We start from the raw sequence: 9,144 nt of genomic DNA, 5'->3' as shown, positions 1-9,144 counted from the left end.
GGAAACCCTCCACGATTCGGGGGGAACCACACTGGGCAGCACGGCGTCCAGGGCAGATCTTCGTCGTGGAGCAGCACGCCGAAGCAATCAGCCACGGACCAGGGGTTGTGTTCTCGGCGCTGATCCCTGACATGCATCACTTCAACAATCGGGGAGGACGAGCGCTCCCGCTACTGCACCCCGGCGGGCGACCTAACATCGCCGCCGGCCTCCTTGGCGCACTGTCCACACTTACTGGGCGCCCTGTCACACCAGAGGATGTTGTCGCCTACCTAGCGGGGGTGCTCTCCCATCCCGGGTTTACCGCGCGTTTCGCAGACGAGCTGACTACCCCGGGCATCCGAGTGCCGTTTACGACCAGTCCGGAGCTCTTCGAACGAGCCGTCACGCTCGGGATGGAGGTTGCCTGGCTGCACACCTATGGCGCTACGTTCGTTGACCCAGAGTCCGGGCGTCCAGCCGGCGATGTGCGGCTCGCGGCTGGAGATTCTCGTCGGGTGATGAATTTAGCGGCGATAGCTGAGATGCCATCCGAGATGATATTCAATGAGGCCACGGGTGAGGTGCGACTCGGTGGTGGCGCATTCGGCCCGGTGAGTCCTGCGGTGTGGGAGTACACCGTGGGAGGAAAGAACGTGCTCCGGTCGTGGTTCGGCTACCGCAAGGCCGAACCAGGAGGAAAGAAGTCCAGTCCCCTCGACGATGTACATGTCTCGTCTTGGCCGCCCGAGTGGACCAGCGAGCTTCTTGACTTGCTGTCGGTGCTCACCCGCCTGGTCGGGCTCGAGGAAGCGCAGGTGGAACTGCTGGATGAGATCATGTCCGTCTCGCTGGCGTCTCGAGACATGCTTGCCTCCGCCGGTGCCGTCTGGCCGGACGGGACAAAGGACTCCCAACGCAGGCCAGATTATTCGAGTGCACAGCCCGGCTTCGATGAGGGCGACGAAGGACAGCTGGGCTTCTCCTTCACGTGAGAGACCCGTGATCGCGGGTCCGGGTGTAGCTCGCCGTTCCAAGTTGCTCAGCTCGTGGGCGTTCGAGCGACGGCTTCACCGCCATACTTGTCGTATGACAGAACCGAGACCGGCAGACCAGGCTGCTCTTGAGGGCCTGCGCCAGGACCAGACGGGGGTCTGCTGGTGGTGCGGGAGCATCGCGGACAGTCAGGAGCATCGTCACAAGGCAAGCGTTCTTCGCCGGATGTGGGGCGACGAAGGGCTCTATCTTGGTCGTAGTGGCGAGAAGCTGTACTCAATACGCGGCCCGAACAGCAAAGCCGTGAAATTTTCGAAGATCCTCTGCCGCAAGTGCAATAACGAGCGAAGCCAACCATTTGACGAGGCTTACGACGTGTACGTCAATTTTGTTCAGTCGAATGCAGACGAACTTTCCCGGGCTCAGTCGTTGGATTGGCGACAGGTCTACGGCGGGTCATGGCAAGAGTCGGCTCGGTTCCTCGGGAGCTACGCAGTGAAAAACTTCGGCTGTTGGATGGCAGAGGCTGGGTTTGCGCCGCCTCCGGAGTTTGCAGCCTTCTTAGACGGTGACGACCTGGTGGATACCCGGCTGATGCTTGCTCGCCAAGAGTCTGCTTCGTTGGCGTACCGCGCGATGGCACTCGACGGTGGCACTCGTTTCGATCGAGGAATCGGAGTGCTCGCTTCTCACGTTTGGATTGATAACGGACGCACGAATTTGATTGGTTACGAGTCCTACTCCTACGTCGCCGATATCTGCATGCGCGTCAACTGGGCAGCACATGCAGGACTGGGAGAAGTGTTCTGGCAGTCCCCGATTACACCGCTGGAGATAATGCCCGCTTCGGGCGGTCAGCGAGTGCTCGCAGCGAAGATTGGCGCGCGGGCCTTGGGGAGGCGCGCGTCTCGTCTACTCGGTCGAGGACCAAAACGCGAGTGATACTGGTAGGTAAGACGATCTGGGCCTCGGTGACGCCGAGGGCGGAGGCGAGATGCCGAAGGCTGGCCACCAGCGCCCGAGAGATGCCCCGACTCACTCACCAGCTCCGAACGCTTGAGTGACGCTTTCACTAACGCGGTCTTCTCGCGCCGATAATGTCATATTCCGTCATGCTTGCTGGTCAGTGGGCGACCGATTGCCGCTGACAGCGCGGACTGCGTGTGCGGTCATTTTCGGTGTGACGTCCGAGGAAGGTTCGCTCCCCTCGACGCCGTGGTCAGTCGAGAGTCCGGTCAAGCCCCGTGTGGTGGTGTAACTCGTTTCTGATCCTTCGCTTGCGGTCAGGCGGGGAGTTGCATCAGGTCATCGGTGCTTGACCTCCGCCGGACTGGTGTGAGACAGCCGAAGCGGTGACAGTCCTCGTGGCCTACTGCCGCTGAATCCGAGCTACTCGCGAGCAGCGGTATGCGACTGAGTCGAAATGACGTGGGCGACGGGCCAAGTCTTGCTGAGGTCAGTCAGGACGAGGTCGGCTCGGAAGCCTTCGGTCAGCGCGCCACGGTCGCAGAGACCGACACAGGCGGCCGGGCCTGAGGTGATCAGTCGAACGGCGTGTGGGAGTGAGAGGACGCCGTCGCGCACAAGTCGCACTGCGGCTGGGAGCATAGAGGAGGGAAGGTAGTCACTGGCCAGGGAGTCGGCCACACCGGCGACGACGAGCTCGGCTGCCGAGACGTTCCCGGTGTGGGAGCCGCCACGGACGACGTTCGGGGCGCCAGCAACGACGAGCATGCCTCGGTCGCGGGCGGCACGGGCGGCGTCCAGGGTCGTTGGGAACTCCGCCACGGTGCAGCCGCGGTCGGCGGCAGCCGCGACGTCTTCCGGGGTGGCCAGGTCGTGGCCGAAGAGCCGGATGTGTCCGGCTCGGGCCAGGTCGCCCAGCCACGTGAGGGCGCGGTCTCGCACGGTGAGACGTTCGGCGCGGGTGCGACGCCACCGATCGACGTGGTCGACCGCAGCGGCCTCGGTCATACCCTCGTTGGTGATCAGCCACCGCTGCATGGTCGTGGGGTCGGCGAACTGCCCCTGCCCCGGTGTGTGGTCCTCGTGCGAGACGATCGGCACCCGTGCGCGTTGGGAATCATCCGGTGTGGTGATGCTCCGAAGCCTTTCAGAATCCGCGGAGTCGTCGAGTGCGGCCAGCTCCGTTGCGAGCAGCGTCCGGCCGTACTCGCAGCGGGCGTCCAACCGGTGCAAGACCTGGTGGTCGACCTGGGTGTCGTCGGCATGACGCAGCGAATCGGACAATTCTGCGGCAGCGGGGGAACCGATCGTCGTTCCCACGATGGAGTGCTCCTGGAATGCAAGGCCGTGGAAGGCGGTCGTGATTCCTGCCGCGCGTAGACGGCCGCCCGCCGACGTCAGTGCGAAGGCAGGGTCTAGGACGACGCCCGGTCGCGGCCGGGTCTCCCGCGCGAGGATGTCGGTGTGGACGTCGACCAGGCCCGGCAGCAAGTGGGCGCCGTGGGCGTCCAGGGTGCAGCCGGCACCCGGCGGGTGTGGGCCCACCTCGGCGATCCGACCCTCGCGCACCACCACTCTTGCGTTGTCCTCCACCCGATCGGGTAGCACCGCTGTGACGTGGCCGATCACGAAATCTGTCGGCGGCCAGCACGAGTTTCCGAAGGTCATGACGACACATTCTGACAGGGCCCTATGGCCGTCGCATGAACGCGGAAGTCATCGGTCGTTCACCGGCATCGGATGGTCGGACGGGGTTCACTCACCGTTCTCTCAACCCTGATCGTCCGTTCGCAAGTCCTCTATAGGTTTCGGGGTGTTCGACCAAGTCCTACAGAGGGGTTCTCATGATCGATCTCGTCGAGGTGAGCAAGACCTACAAGGGGGGCGTGCAGGCGCTGCGCCGAACCGACCTGACGATCGAGGCCGGGCAGGTGACCGTGCTGCTCGGTCCTTCGGGAGCCGGCAAGTCGACGCTGCTGCGGTGCATAAATTTGCTCGTGCAGCCCACCACCGGGACTGTGCGTGCCGCCGGTCTCCCGGCACTGGACTCGCGCCGTGCATTACGACGGCATCGCCGGCGCACTGGCATGGTTTTCCAGCACCACCAGTTGGTCCCGCGGTACACCGCGCTGCGCAACGTGCTGCTCGGCCGAGTCGGCTACCACAGTTTCTGGCACGGTCTCCTGCCCGCTGGTCGCGCCGACGAGCGCATCGCCCTCGAGGCGCTCGACCAGGTGGGTCTGCTCGACAACGCGCTCACCCGGGTCGACAATCTCAGCGGCGGCATGCAGCAGCGCGTCGGCATCGCCCGCGCACTCGCCCAACAGCCGCAGCTGATCCTCGCCGACGAGCCGGTTGCCAGCCTCGACCCGGCCACCGCAGTCCGGGTGATGGCGCTGTTGCGCCGTGTCTGTCACGACAACGGCATCACACTCGTCGCCAGCCTCCACCAAGTCGACCTGGCCCTTGAGCACGCCGACCGCATCGTCGGCCTCGCACACGGCGAGATCGTGCATGACAGCCCCGTGTCCGATGTCACCGATGACGCCATTCGACTCATCTACGAAGGCGTCACTGAGGAATCCGACGGCGACACCGTCGCCAGTACTGTCACCGGCCACCTCGCTGACCGGACGCTGTTCGCATCACCCGAATCACATTCACCAGATCCTGGAGTTCTTCACAATGATTAGACCAGCCCGTTCCACAGTTGCCGCACTGGCGGCGCTGATCTCTTTCGCGCTTGTTCTCACCGGCTGCGGCTCCGGTTCCACCTCCGAGCCTGCCGCCGGCGAGGTGCCTGAGACCCTCCGCGTGGCCCTGCTGCCCGACGAGAACGCGTCTCAAGTGATCCAGGACAACGAACCGCTCAAGGAATACCTAGAGGACGAGTTGGGCGTCGAGGTCGAACTCATCGTCACCACCGACTACTCCTCGATGATCGAGGCGATGACCCGCGGCCGGTTGGACCTGGCCTACTTCGGGCCATTGTCCTACGTGCTCGCCCAGGAGAAGGCCGACATCGAGCCCTTCGCCGCGCTGCAGGAGGAAGAAGGCGCTGCCCCTACTTACCAAGGGGTGTTTCTCGCTAATGCCGACTCCGGCATCACCACACTCGGCGACGTCGCTGGCAAGACCGTCGCGTGGGGAGACCCGGCCAGCACCTCCAGCCACCTGATACCCAAGGCCATGCTCGCAGAGGAAGCGGGCCTGCGCGTCGACGACGGCGATTACGAAGAACAGCACGTCGGCGCCCACGACGCGGTGGCGCTGGCAGTGCAGAACGGCAACGCCGACGCGGGCGGCATGAGCCTGCCCATCTACGAGCGCATGGTCCGAGACGGGACCATCGACCCTGAGGTGGTCGTGACCGTCCAGGAGTCCGAGCCCTACTACAACTACCCGTGGACTATGCAGACGAACCTGCCCGAGGACTTCAAGGCAAAAGTGCGGGCGGCGTTTTTAGAACTCGACGACGATGCCGTGCTCGAGCCGTTCAACGCCGCCGGTTTCGGACCGGTGACCGATCAAGACTACGACGCGGTGCGCGACCTTGCGCCCCTGCTGGACATCGACCTGGCGGACTACCAGTGACCGCCGACACTTTGCCGGACCCCGTCGAGGAACGGCGGGAAGAACAGTACCGGGACATCTCCCGTCGGGTGTGGATTGGCTGGGGGCGCAACAGCGCGGCCATGGGCGTCGTCGGCGTCCTGGTGCTGGTGTGCGTCTGGGCGGTGGGACTACTCGACGGCGAACGGATGATCACCGGGCTGGCCGACATCGCCGACCTCCTGGGCGACATGTGGCCCCCGGACTTCACCAACATCAACCGGTGGTGGGGCCCACTGTGGGATTCGATGTCGATGAGTATCGCGGCCACCGCACTGGCGGTCCTGCTGTCGGTCCCACTCGCGCTGCTCGGGGCCCGTAACACCTCCCCGCACCCCACCGTCTACGCGGTCGCGCGCCTGGTCCTCAACACCCTGCGATCGGTGCCCGAGCTGATCATGGCGATCGTGTTCGTCGCCGCCGTCGGCTTCGGCGCCCTTCCCGGTGCCCTGGCACTGGGTATCCACTCCGCCGGCATGGTCGGAAAGTTCTTCGCCGACTCCATCGAACGCGCCGATCAGGCATCCGTCGAGGTCGCCCGCGCCGCCGGAGCCACCCGGGCACAAGTGATCCTGCACGGCATCCTGCCGCAGGTGCTGCCCCAAATGGCCGACGTCACCGTCTACCGGTGGGAGCTCAACTTCCGCGCCTCGGTAGTCGTCGGCGTCGTCGGCGCCGGCGGCATCGGATTCGAGCTGATCGCCGCCCTCCGCACCCTCCAGTACCAGGAAGTCTCCGCAATCCTGCTCGTCATCCTCGCCACCGTCACCGTGGTCGACGCCCTCGGCGGAGCATTACGAAGAAGGTTCCAATGACAAACGCGTCCGCGCGCCCGGTGGTCGTTCTCACCCACCGGGTGCATCCCCAGATCCTCGACATGCTCGGCCGCGAGTGCGACGTGGTGCCGAACCAGCAAGACGACAGCCTCCCGGCATCCGAATTGCGACGCCGAGTGGCACACGCCGACGGGCTGATGGCGTTCATGCCCGACCAGATCACCGCGCAGTTCCTCGACGGTTGCCCGCGACTGCAGGTGGTCGCCGGCGCACTCAAGGGCTACGACAACATCGACGTTAGCGCCTGCACCGAGCGCGGCATCTGGCTCACCCGAGTCGAGGACTTACTCACCGAACCCACCGCGGAATTGGCAGTCGGGCTGCTGATCGGCCTCGCTCGACACGTGGCGACCGGTGACCGCACCGTGCGAGCCGGTTTCCGCGGCTGGCGGCCGGTGCTCTACGGACGCACACTCGTCGGCTCCACGATTGGCATCGTGGGCGCCGGCGTACTCGGCCGGGCCGTGGCGCAAATGCTCTCCGGATTCAATCCCCGACTTCTTTACCACGACCCCGATCCGGTGCCGTCCGCAACCGCGGCGTCGATCGGTATGGAACGGGTGGAACTCGCCGAGCTTCTGCAGCACAGCGACTCCGTGGTGGTCTGCGCCCCCCTGACGGCGGACACACTGCACCTGCTCGACCACGAAGCGATGACATCGATGCGACCCGGAGCGCTGCTGGTCAACGTCGGACGAGGCTCAGTGGTGAACGAAGGCGCAGTGGCCGAACTCCTGCGCAGCGGACACCTCGGCGGATATGCCGCAGACGTGTTCGAATTCGAGGACCTCTCCCGACCCGACCGCCCCAGCGGCCTGCACCCGGACCTGATGGAACTGACGAGCCATACCCTCTTCACCCCGCACCTCGGATCTGCGGTCGCGTCGGCACGCTTGGCGATCGAGGAGCACGCGGCGAGATCCATCCTGCAATCACTCGCGGGAAAAGTGCCCGACGGAGCCGTCAACGACCCGCGGAAACCGTCGACCTCCTCCGTTCCCGCAGTATGATCACGCCCATCAGCGACGCCGCACCCGTCAAAACCAGTCCTCGGGTACCGGTGTACCTTTCCGCCGCCGACGCACTCGCCGAGCAGATCGCCAACCAGCCCGTCGGCACCCGGCTCCCCTCAGAAGACGAACTAGCCCGCACCCTGGGGGTCAGCCGGCTCACCGCCCGAGCCGTGCTGACCGAGCTGGAGAGGCGCTATCTCGTGCGCCGTCGGCAGGGCAGCGGCACCTTCGTGTCCCGACGCATCGACTACACCATCAGTCGACACATCCCACCGTCCTGGAGCGCAAGCGTCCGCAAAGCCGGATTCGCCCCAGACGTTCGCACCACCGGGTGGCGACTCGAGACCCCACCCGCCGAGGTCCGTGACCGCATGAAAGTGGGAGCACGCAGACAACTGCTCGCACTCTCCCGTAACCGATACATCGACCACGAGCTCGTCGGCTACGCAGACACCTACCTCGACCCCCAACTCGTCCCCGACCTACCCCAGATCCTCGACCCTGCCGGCTCGTTGCACGACACCCTGGCCACCCACTACAAGCTGGAACCCGAGCGCGGATGGTTCGGCGTCGCCATCGACCCGGCGCCACCCCACGTCGCCGAGCACCTCGAACTGAGCGGCCGCCCACCGGTCATCTCTATCCGGTCCCGCACCGATGCCGCCGCACGCAACCACCACCCCGTGGAACTCACGATCTCCTGGCTTCGAGCCGATGTATTCCGAGTCGAGGTCGACTTCGACACCACCTAATCAGGACGACAAACCCATCGCCCGCCCCGAATAGCCGCCAGGTCCTCAGCGCGGAGCAGGACGACCTCACCGTCGCGCCACACCCGCGGAATTATCGCAGGTAAACGGCAGTAACCGCAGCTACTGATACTTCCGTCATGTTAACGCCGATAATGTGGATTCCGTCAAGTCTGCGAATCAGGAGAGATGAGTAGATCCCACTGCCCGCGGCATCTAAGGGCCGCTAGACCGCGAGTTGTACAAGATGTACTATTGACGTCATGGTTACCACGACGCTCAGTAACTTCCGCGCCCATCAGAGCAAGGTGCTCGACGCCGCGCAGCGGGCGCCTGTGGAGATCCTCAGCCGTGGCAGCCGTCGCCGGGCCGTTGTCGTCTCGCCGGAGTTCTTCGACCGGGCACTGCAGGCCCTGGAGGATCAGGCCGACGTTCAGGGCGCGGCCGACGCTCGCCGTGAGGACGGCAGCATCTCCCACGAGGAGCTCATGGCGGAACTGGGCCTGTAAGCCTGCGCGCCCCACTCACTGATGCCCTATTCGATCACCTATAAGCCCTCGGCCGCCAAAGCCCTCCGCAAAGTTCATCCCACCGAGCAAAAGCGAATCGTCCGCGCCATCGAAGCCCTCGCGGTGACACCGCGACCGCCTGGCGCGATTCAGCTCGCCGGAGGCGACGGCGAACTCCGAATCCGCGTGGGCGACTACCGCATCATCTACGACATCGAAGACGGCGCCCTCGTCGTACTTGTGCTGCGCATCGGCCACCGCGGCGACGTCTACAAGTGACTCCGTCCCACGCCAAGTCGCCACCGGGCGTTCGAGGAGACACCACTCGCCGACGCCGATAGGACGCGTTTCGACAATCCGCAGCCGGCACGGCTCGCGATGACAGGATCCAACGCCTAAGCAGACAAGCCGAAGCTGCTAGAACTGCTCGTTACCCAGAGTCTCGACGCAATGCGAACTTGGAAAGTTTGCAGTTCAGACGATG

The 9,144-nt window shown here is 64.9% G+C and carries 10 protein-coding genes; 9 read left to right on the top strand and 1 reads right to left on the bottom strand.

Features of this window, described 5'->3' with window-relative positions; translation table 11 throughout:
* Both CEY15_RS18275 and CEY15_RS18270 read left to right on the top strand, forming a co-directional pair.
* On the top strand, window positions 1–974 hold a 974-nt coding region (locus CEY15_RS18275), incomplete at its 5' end, for a type ISP restriction/modification enzyme (protein ID WP_342744916.1).
* Between the two features lie 94 nt (window positions 975–1,068).
* Complete coding sequence (locus tag CEY15_RS18270) at window positions 1,069–1,917, top strand: hypothetical protein (protein ID WP_141244306.1); 849 nt, start codon at window positions 1,069–1,071, stop codon at window positions 1,915–1,917.
* Window positions 1,918–2,364: 447 nt separating this feature from the next.
* Here the strand turns inward: CEY15_RS18270 and CEY15_RS17110 are convergent, their stop codons facing one another.
* Window positions 2,365–3,609: an alpha-D-ribose 1-methylphosphonate 5-triphosphate diphosphatase gene (locus CEY15_RS17110; protein WP_020171046.1), complete on the bottom strand. Its 1,245-nt coding sequence runs from the start codon at window positions 3,607–3,609 to the stop codon at window positions 2,365–2,367.
* Between the two features lie 176 nt (window positions 3,610–3,785).
* Between CEY15_RS17110 and phnC the strand changes: the two genes are divergently transcribed.
* From phnC to CEY15_RS17075, 7 genes are all read left to right on the top strand, one after another.
* Window positions 3,786–4,634, top strand: a complete 849-nt coding sequence (gene phnC / locus CEY15_RS17105; protein ID WP_245847708.1) for a phosphonate ABC transporter ATP-binding protein — start codon at window positions 3,786–3,788, stop codon at window positions 4,632–4,634.
* A complete protein-coding gene (gene phnD, locus CEY15_RS17100; RefSeq protein WP_095719427.1) occupies window positions 4,627–5,535 on the top strand; it encodes a phosphate/phosphite/phosphonate ABC transporter substrate-binding protein in 909 nt (302 codons plus the stop codon). The genes phnC and phnD overlap by 8 nt, the downstream gene beginning before the upstream one ends.
* Window positions 5,532–6,368 carry a phosphonate ABC transporter, permease protein PhnE gene (phnE, locus tag CEY15_RS17095; protein ID WP_095719426.1) on the top strand — a complete coding sequence of 279 codons (837 nt, stop codon included), beginning with the start codon at window positions 5,532–5,534 and terminating at the stop codon, window positions 6,366–6,368. The genes phnD and phnE overlap by 4 nt, the downstream gene beginning before the upstream one ends.
* A complete protein-coding gene (locus CEY15_RS17090) occupies window positions 6,365–7,399 on the top strand; it encodes a phosphonate dehydrogenase (protein ID WP_095719425.1) in 1,035 nt (344 codons plus the stop codon). The genes phnE and CEY15_RS17090 overlap by 4 nt, the downstream gene beginning before the upstream one ends.
* Window positions 7,396–8,154: a GntR family transcriptional regulator gene (locus CEY15_RS17085; protein WP_020171041.1), complete on the top strand. Its 759-nt coding sequence runs from the start codon at window positions 7,396–7,398 to the stop codon at window positions 8,152–8,154. The genes CEY15_RS17090 and CEY15_RS17085 overlap by 4 nt, the downstream gene beginning before the upstream one ends.
* Before the next feature lie 260 nt (window positions 8,155–8,414).
* A complete protein-coding gene (locus CEY15_RS17080; RefSeq protein WP_007633962.1) occupies window positions 8,415–8,660 on the top strand; it encodes a type II toxin-antitoxin system Phd/YefM family antitoxin in 246 nt (81 codons plus the stop codon).
* A 21-nt stretch (window positions 8,661–8,681) separates the two neighbouring features.
* Window positions 8,682–8,939, top strand: a complete 258-nt coding sequence (locus CEY15_RS17075) for a type II toxin-antitoxin system RelE family toxin (protein ID WP_043569152.1) — start codon at window positions 8,682–8,684, stop codon at window positions 8,937–8,939.
* The last annotated feature ends 205 nt before the right edge of the window (window positions 8,940–9,144 follow it).

It is taken from the genome of Dietzia natronolimnaea (assembly GCF_002289575.1).
GTDB classification, from domain to species: Bacteria; Actinomycetota; Actinomycetes; order Mycobacteriales; family Mycobacteriaceae; genus Dietzia; species Dietzia natronolimnaea_A.
The sequence above is the reverse complement of the archived record's forward strand: the minus strand, read 5'-3'. Positions and strand labels throughout refer to the sequence as shown.